The organism is Kingella denitrificans ATCC 33394 (assembly GCF_000190695.1).
Classification (GTDB): Bacteria; Pseudomonadota; Gammaproteobacteria; order Burkholderiales; family Neisseriaceae; genus Kingella_A; species Kingella_A denitrificans.
Map to the genome: position 1 here is coordinate 1192197 of NZ_GL870929.1, position 14330 is coordinate 1206526.

Sequence of the window (14330 nt, forward strand, 5' to 3'; positions counted from 1 at the left end):
CTCACTGGAAAACACATGAAAATCAAAGCATTGATTTTAGCACTGGCAGCCATTCACAGCACAGCCTGGGCCGAAAACGCCACAGATAGCGAAAACAACGGGCAAGAACTGCAAACCGTACACGTAACCGGCAAAGCAGCGCGTTACGACAACGGTTACCAACCCATGGCGGCCGAAGTGGTCGGCGGCGGATACACGCGCTTGTCGGACGTGCCGCGCAGCGTGAACGTGGTCACTTCTGCCGTGTTGGCAGACCGCCGCCCCGAATCCTTGGACGAAGCCTTGCAGACCGTGAGCGGCATCCGCCAAGCCAACACCTTGGCCGGCACGCTGGATGCCGTGGTGAAACGCGGCTTCGGCGACAACCGCGACAATTCCGTGTTGCGCAACGGCATGCAGATGTCGCAAACACACATCTTCTCGCCCACCGCCGAGCGTGTGGAAGTGCTGAAAGGCCCGTCTTCCGTGCTGTACGGCGTGCAAGACCCGGGCGGCGTGGTGAACGTGGTGACCAAACAGCCGCAATACAAATCCGCCACTTCCGTTGAAGCCAGCATCGGCAGCAACAACAGCCGCCAGTTCGGTTTCGACAGCACCGGCCGTATCGGCAACAGCGCGTTTGCCTACCGCTTCATTGCCGACCACCGCCAAAGCGACTATTGGCGCGATTTCGGCAAAATCCGCCAAACCACTATCGCGCCTTCTTTGCGCTGGAAAGGCGAAAACACCACCATCACCGCGTCATACGAATATCTGGACTACAAAACCCCGTTCGACCGCGGCACGTTCTTAGACAGCACGCCCGGCGCGAACTACGGCAAACCGCTGCGCATTCCGGCCAAACGCCGTATCGACCAGCCATATAACGAGCAGGTCGGCAAAAACCACATGTTCCAGCTTTCCATCGACCATTATTTGAGCGAACAATGGAAACTGCGCTTCAACTACGGCTACACCTACCACACTTATGACGACTGGAAAGCGCGGATTACCCAATCCGCCGCCGGCATCAACACCACCACCGGCGACGTGCGCTACCGCATCGACGGCACACAAGACGCGGGTTTGCGCGTGCACAACGTCGGCTTCAGCCTGCAAGGCGATTTGATGTGGGGCAGCGTGCGCCACAAATTGTCGATTGGCCTGGAAGCCATGCGCAACAGCCGCCTGCTGGCCAAAGTGTACCAAAGCAACCGGACCTACACGAACAATATGTACGCCCCAAGCGCGAGCACCGTGCGCCCGATGCCCGGTGTGAACACGTTTGACGGCTACGGCGGTAACACACAGCAAACCGAACTGCTGAAAACCGTTTCCCTGTCGGTAAACGATGTGGCTTATCTGAACGACAAATGGATTCTGTCCGGCGGCGTGCGCGTGGATTATTACGACCAAATGGCCGGCCGCATGGGCTATGTCAATCCGCGTGCCCCCAATGCCGCAGCGCGCTATGCTTCCGGCCTGCGTTTCTATAAAAACACCGACAACAGCGGCTGGAACGTGTCGCCGCAAATCGGCGCGGTGTACCGCATGAACAAAGAATGGTCGCTGTACGGCAGCTACGCCTCTTCGTTCCGCCCGCAAGTATCCATCTCCAGCGAACTGCCGTCCGATGCGCAACCGGAAAAAGGTCGCGCGTTTGAAATCGGCGCGAAATACACGGGTGCACGCATTTCGGGCAGCGTTGCCGCGTTCCACATCATCAAACGCAACGTGCGCTACACGGCGGCCAACGATGTGCGCTTTGCCGGCCGTGCGCGTTCCTACGGCCTGGAAGCCGAAGTGGGCGGCCTGATTACCGACAAACTGGGCGTCAATGCCAACTATGCCTACACGGAAACCAAAACGCTGGAAGGCGAAGACGCGATTGTCGGCCTGCCTCTGAACAACACGCCGCGCCACCAGTTCGGTGCGTATCTGACGTATGATTTCGGCAAAATCGGCCCGGGCAACCTGCGCGGCGGTATCGGCGCGAAATACAACGGCAGCTGGCACGTCGGCAAGAACGTTACCACCGGCGAGCGCACTTGGAAAATCCCAAGCGCAGTGGTGGCAGACGCATTCCTGGCCTACAACGTGCCGATGGCGGACAACCGCAATTTTAGCCTGCGCCTGAACGCGAAAAACCTGACCAACCGCCAATACTTCACATCGGCCACCGGCAATTACGCCGAATACCCGATGGTGGCCTATGGCAGACCACGCGAAATCAGCCTAACGGCAAAATTTGAGTTCTAAACACTGGCCATTAAAGTGCAGGCTGCTTTCCAACACACGAAAAGCAGCCTGCACTTTTTATCGCGCCGTATTTGAACGGCCGCACGGTATTGAGCCACCTTTCCAATCAATGCAACTACACCGATATAGTGGATTAAAATCAAAATGAGACAAGGCGGCGAGCCGCAAGGCGTACAAATAGTATGTCAAGGCGAACCAACGCCGTATCATTGCGATTTTAATTCACTATAAAAGCAGCCTGCACACGGATTTCCGATGTGCAGGCTGCTTTTTCAAACGCAAAACCCCACCGTCATCAGACAGCAAAACACAGCCCCGCCGTGCAAAAAAAGGTTTACAATCTGCCAACACCCCAGGCCAAACGAAAGGATTTCAAACATGACCGACTTAAAAACACGTTTGCATGACATTCTGCCCAAAGGCGCCTCCATCGGCTGCGACTGGTTTGTGGAAAGCGCACAAAACGCCACGCTCAAAGCCACCGACGGGCGCGAATTTATCGACTTTGCCGGCGGTATCGGCGTGGTGAACACGGGGCACCGGCACCCGAAAGTCGTCGCCGCCGTGAAAGCGCAACTGGACAAATTCACCCACACCGCATTCCAGCTCACCCCGTATGAAAGCTATATCACGCTGGCCGAACGGATTATCAAGCTGCTGCCGATTTCGGGCAAAAGCAAAATCCAATTTTTCTCGGCAGGCGCGGAAGCGGTGGAAAATGCGGTGAAAATTGCCCGCGCATACACCAAACGGCACGGCGTGATTGCCTTTGGCGGCGCATTTCACGGACGCACACTGATGACGCTGGCGTTGACCGGCAAAGTGCTGCCTTACCAAGCCGACTTCGGCGCCATGCCCACCGGCGTTTACCATGCCGATTTCCCGTCCGCCACGCAAAACATCAGCACGGACGATGCCATAAAATCCATCCGCCGCATCCTGAAAACCGAAATCGCGCCCGAAAATGTGGCCGCCATCATTTTGGAACCCGTGCAGGGCGAAGGCGGCTTCAACATTGCGCCGCCCGAATTCATGCGCGCCGTGCGGCAGATTTGCGACGAATACGGCATTGTGCTGATTGCCGATGAAATCCAGTCGGGCTATGCGCGGACAGGAAAAATGTTCGCTATGGAGCATTACGGTGTCGAACCCGATTTAATCACCATGGCCAAATCGCTGGCGGGCGGCATCGTGTTGAGCGGTGTGGCCGGCAGGGCGGAGATGATGGACGCGCCGCGCCCGGGCGGATTGGGCGGCACATACGCAGGCAACCCGTTGGGCATTGCCGCAGGTTTGGCGGTGCTGGACATCATTGCGGAAGAAAACCTGCTGGCGCGCTCGCAAGCCTTGGGCGGCCAACTGAAAGCCTTCCTGACCGATCTGAACGCGCCTGAAATAGGCGAAGTGCGCGGCTTGGGCTCGATGGTGGCGGTGGAATTCGGCAACGGAGAACAGCCGAACACCGATTTTGCCAACAAAGTCAAACGGATTGCCATGCAACACGGCTTGCTACTGCTCACCTGCGGCGCACATGGCAACGTTATCCGCTTCCTTTACCCGCTGACCATCGAACAAACGCAATTCGAACGCGGCCTGGCCATTTTGAAACAGGCGATTGAAGAAGCGCGCACCGCCTGATGATTCGGGTGCAGGCTGCTTTTGAGCGTATGAAAAAAGCAGCCTGCACGCCGAATTTCACAGTGCAGGCTGCTTTTTCAAACCTGCCACACCGCAACACCCTTTTGGAGACTGCCATGAACACCATTGCCCCCCTACTTCGCCACGCGGATATCTCGTTCGCCCCCGCCGAGAGCAGCATTGCCGTGCGCAACCCCGCCACCGGCGAAACCATCGCCCATGTGCGCACCACCGACATATCACAACTGCAAGCACGCATTGCCCAAGCCCAAACCGCGCAAAAACAATGGGCCGCCAAAACTGCCTTGGAACGCGCCGATATTTTGTGGCAATGGTATCGGCTGATGAAAGAACACAAAGAAGGTTTGGCACGGCTGATGACAATGGAGCAAGGCAAAAGCCTGGCCGAATCGCGCGGCGAAATCGATTACGCGGCCGCCTTCGTACGCTGGTTTGCCGAAGAAGCGCGGCGCATTGACGGCGACGTGCTGACCAGCGTGAAAGCCAACCAGAAGCTGTTGGTCATCAAACAACCGATTGGCGTGGCCGCCGCCATTACACCGTGGAACTTCCCTGCCGCCATGATTACGCGCAAAGCCGCGCCTGCTTTGGCGGTGGGCTGCGCCATGCTGGTCAAACCCGCCTCTTTAACGCCGTTGAGCGCGTATGCCCAAGCCGTGCTGGCGTATGAGGCCGGCGTGCCGGAAGACCTGTTCCAAATCGTGTGCGGTTCCGCCGCCGACATCGCGCAAACCTTCGCGCAAAGCCCCATTATCCGCAAAATCAGCTTCACAGGCTCCACCGAAACGGGCGCGAAAATCTTTGCCGAAAGCGCCACCGGCATTAAAAAATTGAGCTTGGAACTGGGCGGTAACGCGCCGTTCATCGTGTTTGACGACGCGGATTTGGACAAGGCGGTGGAAGGTGCGCTGGCCAGCAAATTCCGCAACAGCGGGCAAACCTGCGTCTGCACCAACCGCGTTTATGCGCAGGCCGGCATTTACGAAGCGTTTACCGCCAAGTTGGCAGAACGCGCGGCGCAACTGAAATTGGGCAACGGTTTGGAAGACGGCGTGCAACAAGGCCCGCTGATTGACGAAAAGGCGGTGGCCAAAGTGGAAGCGCATATCGCCGATGCCTTGGCCAAAGGTGCAGGCTGCCTGACAGGCGGCAAACGCAGCGCATTGGGCGGCACGTTTTTCGAACCGACCGTGCTGCGCGATGTGACGGCTCAAATGGCGGTGGCGCGCGAAGAAACCTTCGGGCCGCTGTGCCCCGTGTTCCGCTTCGAGCAGGAAGACGAAGTGATTGCCGCCGCCAACAACACGGAATTCGGCTTGGCGGCTTATGTGTTCACACGCGATGCGGCACGGCAATGGCGCGTGGGAGAAGCCTTGGAATACGGCATGGTGGGCGTGAACACGGGCTTAATCAGCAATGAAGTCGCCCCGTTCGGCGGCGTGAAGCGCAGCGGTTTGGGGCGCGAAGGCAGCAAATACGGCACGGACGAATATTTGGAATTGAAATATTTGTGTTTGGATTTGGGCTGAGGGCTGAATTTGCAGACAAAAAAGCAGCCTGCACCCCAAACGATTCGACATAAAAAACGCAGGCTGCTTGAAATCTCAAAGCAGCCTGCATCATTTTTTTACCGTTTCGGATTAACCCATGTGGCGTTCGGCATCCACCAAAGCGCGACGAGCCAAAGCCAAGTTAGATTTAGAGCGGTCCAATACAGAATACAGGAACAAACCGTCATGTTTAGGCAAAGGACGCAGCAAGTGGTATTGTTTGCCCAAAGTCATCAGAATATCTTCGATGGCATCGTTCAAACCCAACATTTGCATGGTTTTTACTTTGGCACGCATCACTTCGGTATTGCCCGCAGCAGCGATTTCCAAGTCGATTGCAGAAGAACCGCCACCTGCCAACAACATGCCGCTCTCGTAGTCCACCACAGCAGCAGCCAAAGCACCGTCAACATTCAATAATTCGGATACAATTGCATCGTAGTTCATAGTTACAACTCCTAAATAAATAATAAAATCACTGGTTTTGAGTCAATATTTTCAAATTATCATCAATCGGGTATTTGCCTACCGACTCATTTCATTGCCTAGAAAGCGTCTAGAAAATAATCGGCATTTTAAGTTCAAAATCCAGCCGTGTCAAAGTTATTTACGCTTCAACACTAGGGATAAGGCCTTTATCTTGCAACGTTTAGCGCATTTGCAACACTCGCCCGGCAATATCGCCGCCGCTTCTTTTTTTCAAATATGCACCTTATTTGCACCATAAAAACCGCCGCAAATTATGTTAAAATTGCCGCAAATTTTCTGATGAATGTGTTGTATTTTTGATAACGCCCATTCATCCGCCCGATTTGGGTCGCCTGTTTTTAGTATTTATTTGTATTTGTAAAAGTGCCGACATGACCTCCGACAAAATCCTCATCCTCGACTTCGGTTCGCAAGTCGCCCAGCTCATCGCCCGCCGCGTGCGCGAAGCCCATGTGTATTGCGAGCTGCACCCCTACGACATGCCGCTGGCCGACATCAAAGCCTTCAACCCCAAAGGCATCATCCTTTCCGGCGGCCCCAATTCCGTGTACGACAGCGAATACCAGGCCGACACGGGGCTGTTCGACTTGGGTGTGCCCGTGCTCGGCATCTGCTACGGCATGCAGTTTATGGCGCACCATTTGGGCGGCGAAGTGCAGGCCGGCAACCAGCGCGAATTCGGTTACGCGCAAGTGCAAACGCAAGACAGCGCGCTCACCAACGGCATTCACGACGGCGCACCGAATACCTTGGACGTGTGGATGAGCCACGGTGACAAAGTGAGCAGGCTGCCTGAAAACTTCCGCACCATCGGCAGCACGCCCTCCTGCCCCATCGCCATGATGGAAAATGCAGAACGCCGCTTCTACGGCATCCAATTCCACCCCGAAGTCACCCACACCAAACAAGGCCGCGCCCTCATCAACCGCTTCGTGCTCGACATCTGCGGCGCGCAGCCCAGCTGGACCATGCCGAACTACATCGACGAAGCCGTGGCCAAAATCCGCGAACAAGTCGGCAACGACGAAGTGATTTTGGGCTTGTCCGGCGGCGTGGATTCCTCCGTGGCCGCCGCACTCATCCACCGCGCCATCGGCGACCAGCTCACCTGCGTGTTCGTCGACCACGGCCTGCTGCGCCTGAACGAAGCCGAAAATGTGATGAAAATGTTTGCCGACAACTTGGGCGTGCGCGTGATTCATGTGGATGCCAGCGAACAGTTTATGGCGAAACTCGCCGGCGTGACCGACCCAGAACAGAAGCGCAAAATCATCGGCGCAGAATTCATTGAAGTGTTTGACGCCGAAGAGAAAAAACTCACCAACGCCAAATGGCTGGCGCAAGGCACGATTTATCCCGACGTAATCGAATCCGCCGGCGCGAAAACCAAAAAAGCCCACGCCATCAAATCGCACCACAACGTGGGCGGGCTACCTGAAAACATGAAGCTGAAACTGCTCGAACCGCTGCGCGACTTGTTCAAAGACGAAGTACGCGAACTGGGCGTGGCACTCGGCCTGCCGCGCAAAATGGTGTACCGCCACCCCTTTCCAGGCCCCGGCTTGGGCGTGCGGATTCTGGGCGAAGTAAAACGCGAATACGCCGACCTGCTGCGCCAGGCAGACGACATTTTCATTCAGGAACTGCGCAACCACAAAGACGAAAACGGCACCTCTTGGTACGACCTCACCAGCCAAGCGTTTGCCGTGTTCCTGCCCGTGAAATCCGTGGGCGTGATGGGCGACGGGCGCACTTATGACTACGTCGTCGCCCTACGCGCCGTCATCACCAGCGACTTCATGACCGCACACTGGGCGGAACTGCCCTACTCGCTCTTGGGCAAAGTGTCCAACCGCATCATCAACGAAGTGCGCGGCATCAACCGCGTGGTGTACGACGTGAGCGGCAAACCGCCCGCCACGATTGAGTGGGAATAAGGGAAAGCAGCCTGCACTTTGAGCAGAATGCAAAGTGCAGGCTGCTTTTTAACCTGACGGCACACATTAACCGCCATCCCCCGCAACACGAAAAAAGCAGCCTGCACAATTATTTTGAAAGGTTCGGCAATGACTGCACAACTTAACAATTTCGACATCATTTTATTCGGCGCCACCGGCGATTTGGCCATGCGCAAACTGCTACCTTGCCTGTATCAGGCGCATGCGGCCGGACTACTGCACCCCGAAGGGCGCATTCTGGGCGTATCGCGCAGCAAACTCGACACAGCCGGCTTCTTGGAAAAAATCCACAGCGACAGCAAAATCCACATCAAAACGCATTTCAGCGAAGAAATGTGGCAAAGTTTTGTCCGGCGCATCCAATACCTGACGGTCGATGTAAACAATTTGTCCGATTTTGAACGGCTGGCGCAAACCGTGAAGGCGCGCACGCAAACCGACAACGTGGTGATTTACCTTTCCACCGCGCCCAAATTTTTCGCGCCCGCGTGCGAACATTTGGCCAAAGTCGGCTTGAACGGCAGCAACGTCCGCATTGTGCTGGAAAAACCGCTGGGCACCGATTTGGCCTCCTCGCAGCAAATCAATGCCGATGTGGCACAATATTTCCAAGAGCAGCAGATTTACCGCATCGACCATTATTTGGGCAAAGAAAACCTGCAAAACGTGCTGCCGCTGCGTTTTGGCAATATTTTCTTCGAACCCGTGTGGAACCGCGATTTCGTGCAATCCGTGCAAATTACCATTGCCGAACAACTGGGCGTGGAAGAGCGCGGTGAGTTTTACGACAGCACGGGCGCGCTGCGCGACATGGTGCAAAACCACATCATGCAAATGCTGTGCTTTGTGGCGATGGAACGGCCGAAATCGTTGGGCGCGGACGATGTGCGCGATGAAAAACTGAAAGTCGTGGCGGCGCTCAAACCGATGACGGCAAACGATGTGGCGCGCAACGTGATTCGCGCGCAATACACCGCCGCCAACGGGCTGAAGGGTTATTTGCAGGAACACAACGTGCCGGCCGACAGCCGCACCGAAACCTATGTCGCCATCCGCGCCGAAATCGACACGCCGCGCTGGCAGGGTGTGCCGTTTTATCTGCGCACGGGCAAGCGCATGCCTTCGCGCAGTGCGGAAATCGTGCTGAATTTCAAACCGCAGGCGAAGCCGTTGTTTGGCGCGAATGCGAACCGCTTGGTCATCCGTTTGCAGCCGGACGAAACCATCAGCACGACTTGGTGGGTCAAACAAGTAGGCAGCGGTTTGGACGTGCAGGCTGCCACGATGACGCTGGACATGGCCCAAGTGTCGGACGAGCGCCGTGCCGAAGCCTACGAACTACTGCTGCGCGAAGTGATTGACGGACGGCTGAATCTGTTCAACCGCCGCGACGAATTGGAAAAAGCATGGGAATGGGTAATGCCGATTTTGGATTACTGGGCAACCACGCCCGACAAACCGTGCGAATATCCCGCACAAAGCTGGGGCCCGCAAGAAGCCAAAGACTTGCTGGCACGGGACGGCAATGCCTGGTTGGAAGACCAACAATAAGATTGGCGGAACAAAAAAGCAGCCTGCACCTTGAAAATCCAAGTGCAGGCTGCTTTTTCATCGGCAGGATTATTGTGCGGCTTTGGCCACGGTAACCATGGCCGGACGCAACACGCGGTCGTGCAGGACATAGCCTTTTTTCAGCGTGCTGACAATGGTGCCGGGCGCCTGTTCGGGCGCATCCACTTCCTGCATGGCCTGGTGCTGGTGCGGGTTCAGCGCTTCGCCTTTGGCAGAAGGGATTTCTTTGATTTGCGCCGCTTCAAACGCTTTCACCAATTCGTTCAGCGTCATGCTCACGCCCATTTTCAGCGCGTCAAACTGGCCGCTTTGGTCTTGCAGCGCCATTTCCAGATAATCTTTCACGCTCAACATTTCGGCGGCGAATTTTTGCGCGGCAAATTTGTGTGCAGCCTGCAATTCTTCCTGATGGCGGCGGCGCAGGTTTTGCTCGTTCGCCAGACCGCGCAGTTTCTCATCTTGCAGCATGCCTTCCAGTTCGGCAATACGTTCCTTCATTGCTTCTGGCGTGTCCAATGCTTCTTGTTCGGCAGCGGTTTCGTTTTCCATATGTTCAGTAGCTTCGCTCATAGTGGCACCTTGTTTGGATTTAAAAAAAGAAAATTTCATGGGGTTATATAGGGGCAAAAGAAGGGTTTTCAAGATATAGTGGATTGAAATCGCAATGATACGGCGTTGGCTCGCCTTGTCTCATTTTTATTTTAATCCACTATACGGCGCGGCACCCTGCTCACGGCTGCGTTTGGAATCCTGCGCTGAACGAGCGGCCGTCTGCCTGCCAATGGATTTGCCAATCGTTCCGCCCTTCCACGCACAGCGGCAGATAAACCGATGACACGCGCCATGTGGTCTCATCCACCTTCTGCAATTCAAAGCGGTTGAAACCCATCTCCATATGGTTCATTTGAAACGATGCGCTTATCGACCGGACATGCGGCGGAACGTGCCGCGCTTCAATGGTAAACGGGGTTTTGGCATTGCCCACACCGATTAAATGCAGCGTTGCGCCATCCAAAAACGGGCAGCCGCCGTTCGTCACGCTGCAGGCAGCCTGCACTTGGGCGGCAGGGGCGTTTTGCCGTTGCTGCCACCAATGGACAGCCGCCACCTTCAACAACGCAAACAGCAGCAAACCACAGGCCAGGGCGATTTTCTGACGGTTATTCATGTGCAGGCTGCTTTTCGGTTTCGGCAAAACGGAACAGGCGGTTCAGCACCGCTTCAATATCTTGTTTCACTTCCGCTTTATCGCGGTGGCTATTGATGACCGCATAACGCTGCGGCGACTGTGCCGCACGTTGCAGGTACGCCGCACGCACACGGGCAAAAAAAGCCGAATCCTCGCGCTCGAAGCGGTCTTTGTCGCGGCTACCTTCAATGCGCGCCACCGACACTTCCAGCGGCACGTCCAGCAGAATGGTCAAATCGGGGCGCAGGCTGCCTTGAACCCAGTCTTCCAGCACCTCCACCTCCGCCGTCGGCAAACCGCGGCCGCCGCCCTGATAGGCAAACGTCGCATCCGTGAAGCGGTCGCTCACCACATGAATGCCCTGCGCCAAAGCCGGCAGCACCACATCTTCCAAATGCTGGCGGCGCGCGGCAAACATCAGCAGCGTTTCCGTGCGCAACGACACGCGCGTCTGCGGGTCGAGCAACAATTCGCGCAATTTTTCGCCCAACGGCGTGCCGCCCGGTTCGCGCGTAAACACCACAGGCATTTTCCGCGCCGCAAACCATTCGCGAATCACATTCAGCTGCGTCGTTTTCCCTGAACCGTCAATGCCGTCCAGCGTGATGAATTGAGCGCGTGTTTCCATAAAACTGTCCTATTTTGTGCCGATTTGTAACTATATTGTAGCAAAAATGGGTGCTTTGTTATAAAATTTGCATGACGGAATACCGTTTCCGTTTTTAACCACTTTTCCATGAAGGATGGCTATTATGTTCCCAGAATACCGCGACTTGATTTCCAAACTGAAACAAGAAGATGCACACTTCGCCCGTTTGTTTGACGAGCACAACGAGCTGGACGACAAAATCAAAGGTTTGGAAAACAACCCTGTTACCGGCTCTTCTGCCGAAGAAGAAATCCACGCGCTGAAACACAAAAAACTGGCGCTGAAAGACGAATTGTACGTTTTATTGCAAAAAGCCGCCGGCAAAGCATAATCCCCGTACACAAGAAAACCGTGTTCCCATTGGAGCACGGTTTTTTAATGGACGGCCGATATCATCGGTTAAAAATCAAACAAGTCCGCTTTGCCGCCTTGTTCGTTCAAATAAACGATTTGCGTGTCAAACAGTGTTTTCTGGGTGAATGTGTCGCCCTGCTTGATGATTTGCAGGCAGCATTGCACCGGAGAACCGCCCACCACAACGACCATGCGGCCGCCATCGTTTAAAGATTGCAGCAGTGCTTCGGGCACTTCGCGCAGCGCACCGCCCACATAAATGGCATCGTACCGTTCGCTTTGCGCCGCCAATCCGTCTTCGGTTTGGTATTGTATATTGTCGAAACCCAACTGCTGCAAAGCGGCTTTGGCGCGTGCCTGCTGGCTGCCGTCGGTATCGAACGTGCGCACGCTGCCGGCCAGCGTGGCCAAAACGGCGGTGGCATAACCCGAACCGGTGCCCACTTCCAAAACACGGTCGGTTTTGGTCAGGGACAAGCCTTGTATCATCCGTGCCACGATTTTAGGTTCCAGCATCCGGCCGCCGTTGGGCAGCGCCAGGGAAATATCGGCATAGGCATAACCCTGTTGATTTTCCTGCACGAATTTTTCGCGCGGAATGCTTTCAAGGGCATCTAACAAATCGAAATTTAACACGTCCCAAGGGCGGATTTGTTGTTCCACCATGTTGAATCGGGCTTGCTGGAAATCCATGTGGTCGCTCCAAAAAGGAATTTTTGTTATTTGAACGGCGCAATTATAGCGCGTTGCAGGCTGCTTTGTAAGCCATTTTTATGACAGGCCAAATCCGCTATATAATTACGGTTATTTCTCCATCTACAAAGGACAATCATGTCTGAACTACAAACCATTTTGGCGCATAATCAAGAATTTGTCGAATCCGGCGGCTACGAGGCATTTTTAACCAACAAATATCCCGAACGGAAATTGGCGATTTTATCGTGCATGGACGCGCGCATGGTGAAACTTCTGCCCGAAGCCCTAGGCCTGCGCAACGGTGATGTGAAACTCATCAAGAATGCAGGCGCGCTGGTATCGCACCCTTGGGGTTCGGTGATGCGTTCGCTGCTGGTGTCCGTGTTCGATTTGCACGTGCAAGAAATCATCGTGGTGGCGCATTACGACTGCGGCATGCGCGGACTCAACCCGCAAACCTTCATCCAACACGCGCAGGAACAAGGCATTCCTGCCGACCGCATCGACACCCTGCGCCATGCCGGTATCGACTTGGACAAATGGCTCACAGGGTTTTCCGACGTGGAAGACAGCGTGCGCCACACCGTCTGCACCATCCGCAAGCATCCGCTCATGCCGAAAAACATTGCCGTGCACGGCTTGGTGATTCACCCGACCACCGGCAAACTCACTGTCGTCATTGACGGCACCGACGAGCACTCCTGCGACTCTGTCTGCTGTTCGTAAACGGGGGCTGTTATGACCGAAATCCAGCGATTCACTCCGCCCCCTTTCGCCAACCACAGCCCGAAAACATGGTATCAGGCCGCCGCACAGCAGCCTGCATTTATCCAAGATGCCGCCCAAGCGCGCGCTATCGAGCATCTCGACCGCCTGTGGAACGAACTGATGATGTTCAAACGCAAACGCAACCGTTTTCTGGGACGCAGCCTGCGCTCGCCCGAAGTACCCAAAGGCCTGTATTTTTACGGCGGCGTGGGGCGCGGCAAAAGTTTCCTGATGGACGCGTTCTTCGGCTGCCTGCCCTACCGCCGCAAACGCCGCGTCCATTTTCACGCCTTCATGGCGGAAATCCACCGCCGCATGCGCGACAAACGCAGCGAGCAAGACCCGCTCAAATCCGTTGCCGCCGATATTGCCGAAGAAACACGCGTCTTGTGTTTTGACGAATTTCACGTCAGCGACATTGCCGATGCCATGATTTTGGGGCGGCTGCTGGAAAACCTGTTCGCACACGGCGTGGTGCTGGTGGCCACGTCCAATTACGCGCCGTCCGAGCTTTATCCTCAGGGGCAGAACCGCAGCAGCTTCCTACCCACCATCGCCCTGATAGAACGCCATCTGACCGTGCTGAATGTCGATAGCGGCGAAGATTACCGCATGCGCACGCTCACGCCCGCCGAAGTGTTCTACGTACCCGATAACGCGGAAAACGAAGCCAAACTGGCCGATTTGTTCGCCCGCCTTTCCAACGGCAAACCCGCCGCGCCCGAAAAAATCGTGATTCATGAACGCGAATTGACGTGCAAAGCCCGTGCCGATCGGATTATCTGGTTCGATTTCCGCACGTTGTGTTTCGGCACGCGCTCGCAGGCGGATTATTTGTGGCTGGCGCAACATTACACGCACGTTCTGATTTCAGGCGTGGAGAAAATGTCGCCCAACGAAAAAAACGAAGCGCGGCGTTTAACCCTGCTGGTGGACGTGTTTTACGATTACCGCGTGAAGCTGTGCCTGACATCGCAAGTGCCGATGCAGGATTTGTACACCGAAGGCGATTTCGCCCACGAATTCGTGCGCACGGTGAGCCGTTTGGTGGAAATGCAGTCGCAGGATTATTTGGCATTGCCGCATTTGCAGTTGAAATAGCCGCGCGATAAGAAAGCAGCCTGCACTTTGGAAGGTGAACCCAAAGGTGCAGGCTGCTTTTGGCATGACGGTATCCGTTGGCGGTGCAATGCTATGACAATCAATCA

13 protein-coding genes are annotated in these 14330 nt (G+C 55.4%); 8 read left to right on the forward strand and 5 right to left on the reverse strand.

What is annotated here, in order from left to right:
* Positions 1-15: 15 nt before the first annotated feature.
* From HMPREF9098_RS05930 to HMPREF9098_RS05940, 3 genes are all read left to right on the forward strand, one after another.
* A complete protein-coding gene (locus HMPREF9098_RS05930) occupies positions 16-2238 on the forward strand; it encodes a TonB-dependent siderophore receptor (RefSeq protein ID WP_003782913.1) in 2223 nt (740 codons plus the stop codon).
* A gap of 378 nt (positions 2239-2616) precedes the next feature.
* Positions 2617-3876 (forward strand): 4-aminobutyrate--2-oxoglutarate transaminase, encoded by a 1260-nt coding sequence (gene gabT / locus HMPREF9098_RS05935; RefSeq protein WP_003782916.1) that lies wholly within the window; start codon positions 2617-2619, stop codon positions 3874-3876.
* Between the two features lie 116 nt (positions 3877-3992).
* Positions 3993-5426 carry an NAD-dependent succinate-semialdehyde dehydrogenase gene (locus HMPREF9098_RS05940; protein ID WP_040564777.1) on the forward strand — a complete coding sequence of 478 codons (1434 nt, stop codon included), beginning with the start codon at positions 3993-3995 and terminating at the stop codon, positions 5424-5426.
* Between the two features lie 111 nt (positions 5427-5537).
* On the opposite strand, the gene HMPREF9098_RS05945 is transcribed toward HMPREF9098_RS05940, so the two are convergent.
* Positions 5538-5894 (reverse strand): hypothetical protein, encoded by a 357-nt coding sequence (locus HMPREF9098_RS05945; RefSeq protein WP_003782919.1) that lies wholly within the window; start codon positions 5892-5894, stop codon positions 5538-5540.
* A 413-nt stretch (positions 5895-6307) separates the two neighbouring features.
* On the opposite strand from HMPREF9098_RS05945, the gene guaA reads away from it, so the two are divergent.
* Both guaA and zwf read left to right on the forward strand, forming a co-directional pair.
* Complete coding sequence (guaA, locus tag HMPREF9098_RS05950; protein WP_040564308.1) at positions 6308-7873, forward strand: glutamine-hydrolyzing GMP synthase; 1566 nt, start codon at positions 6308-6310, stop codon at positions 7871-7873.
* 129 nt (positions 7874-8002) lie between these two features.
* The gene (gene zwf / locus HMPREF9098_RS05955) at positions 8003-9445 is read left to right on the forward strand and encodes a glucose-6-phosphate dehydrogenase (RefSeq protein ID WP_003782922.1); all 1443 of its coding nucleotides are present in this window, start codon (positions 8003-8005) and stop codon (positions 9443-9445) included.
* A gap of 69 nt (positions 9446-9514) precedes the next feature.
* On the opposite strand, the gene grpE is transcribed toward zwf, so the two are convergent.
* The 3 genes from grpE to tmk all read right to left on the reverse strand — a co-directional run bounded on the left by grpE (position 9515) and on the right by tmk (position 11283).
* The gene (grpE, locus tag HMPREF9098_RS05960) at positions 9515-10036 is read right to left on the reverse strand and encodes a nucleotide exchange factor GrpE (protein ID WP_040564309.1); all 522 of its coding nucleotides are present in this window, start codon (positions 10034-10036) and stop codon (positions 9515-9517) included.
* Positions 10037-10196: 160 nt separating this feature from the next.
* Positions 10197-10634, reverse strand: coding sequence for a hypothetical protein (locus tag HMPREF9098_RS05965; protein WP_003782924.1), 438 nt, complete (start codon positions 10632-10634; stop codon positions 10197-10199).
* Positions 10627-11283: a dTMP kinase gene (gene tmk, locus HMPREF9098_RS05970; protein WP_003782925.1), complete on the reverse strand. Its 657-nt coding sequence runs from the start codon at positions 11281-11283 to the stop codon at positions 10627-10629. The genes HMPREF9098_RS05965 and tmk overlap by 8 nt, the downstream gene beginning before the upstream one ends.
* Before the next feature lie 124 nt (positions 11284-11407).
* On the opposite strand from tmk, the gene HMPREF9098_RS05975 reads away from it, so the two are divergent.
* A complete protein-coding gene (locus tag HMPREF9098_RS05975; RefSeq protein ID WP_040564310.1) occupies positions 11408-11635 on the forward strand; it encodes an HP1242/YdcH family protein in 228 nt (75 codons plus the stop codon).
* Positions 11636-11703: 68 nt separating this feature from the next.
* Here HMPREF9098_RS05975 and HMPREF9098_RS05980 read toward each other — a convergent pair whose 3' ends face one another.
* On the reverse strand, positions 11704-12351 hold the full coding sequence (locus tag HMPREF9098_RS05980) for a protein-L-isoaspartate O-methyltransferase family protein (protein WP_003782927.1): 648 nt from the start codon (positions 12349-12351) through the stop codon (positions 11704-11706).
* A 138-nt stretch (positions 12352-12489) separates the two neighbouring features.
* Between HMPREF9098_RS05980 and HMPREF9098_RS05985 the strand changes: the two genes are divergently transcribed.
* Positions 12490-13080: a beta-class carbonic anhydrase gene (locus HMPREF9098_RS05985; RefSeq protein ID WP_003782928.1), complete on the forward strand. Its 591-nt coding sequence runs from the start codon at positions 12490-12492 to the stop codon at positions 13078-13080.
* Positions 13081-13092: 12 nt separating this feature from the next.
* The gene (zapE, locus tag HMPREF9098_RS05990) at positions 13093-14223 is read left to right on the forward strand and encodes a cell division protein ZapE (protein ID WP_003782929.1); all 1131 of its coding nucleotides are present in this window, start codon (positions 13093-13095) and stop codon (positions 14221-14223) included.
* Positions 14224-14330: the final 107 nt, after the last annotated feature.

What these genes read in the sequence shown, in the direction of transcription:
- HMPREF9098_RS05985 (WP_003782928.1), top strand. Translation starts at nt 12,490, where the DNA reads ATGTCTGAACTACAAACCATTTTGGCGCATAATCAAGAATTTGTCGAA.
- HMPREF9098_RS05940 (WP_040564777.1), top strand. Translation starts at nt 3,993, where the DNA reads ATGAACACCATTGCCCCCCTACTTCGCCACGCGGATATCTCGTTCGCC.
- grpE (WP_040564309.1), bottom strand. Translation starts at nt 10,036, where the DNA reads ATGAGCGAAGCTACTGAACATATGGAAAACGAAACCGCTGCCGAACAA.
- gabT (WP_003782916.1), top strand. Translation starts at nt 2,617, where the DNA reads ATGACCGACTTAAAAACACGTTTGCATGACATTCTGCCCAAAGGCGCC.
- tmk (WP_003782925.1), bottom strand. Translation starts at nt 11,283, where the DNA reads ATGGAAACACGCGCTCAATTCATCACGCTGGACGGCATTGACGGTTCA.
- zwf (WP_003782922.1), top strand. Translation starts at nt 8,003, where the DNA reads ATGACTGCACAACTTAACAATTTCGACATCATTTTATTCGGCGCCACC.
- HMPREF9098_RS05930 (WP_003782913.1), top strand. Translation starts at nt 16, where the DNA reads ATGAAAATCAAAGCATTGATTTTAGCACTGGCAGCCATTCACAGCACA.
- HMPREF9098_RS05965 (WP_003782924.1), bottom strand. Translation starts at nt 10,634, where the DNA reads ATGAATAACCGTCAGAAAATCGCCCTGGCCTGTGGTTTGCTGCTGTTT.
- HMPREF9098_RS05975 (WP_040564310.1), top strand. Translation starts at nt 11,408, where the DNA reads ATGTTCCCAGAATACCGCGACTTGATTTCCAAACTGAAACAAGAAGAT.
- guaA (WP_040564308.1), top strand. Translation starts at nt 6,308, where the DNA reads ATGACCTCCGACAAAATCCTCATCCTCGACTTCGGTTCGCAAGTCGCC.
- HMPREF9098_RS05980 (WP_003782927.1), bottom strand. Translation starts at nt 12,351, where the DNA reads ATGGATTTCCAGCAAGCCCGATTCAACATGGTGGAACAACAAATCCGC.
- zapE (WP_003782929.1), top strand. Translation starts at nt 13,093, where the DNA reads ATGACCGAAATCCAGCGATTCACTCCGCCCCCTTTCGCCAACCACAGC.
- HMPREF9098_RS05945 (WP_003782919.1), bottom strand. Translation starts at nt 5,894, where the DNA reads ATGAACTACGATGCAATTGTATCCGAATTATTGAATGTTGACGGTGCT.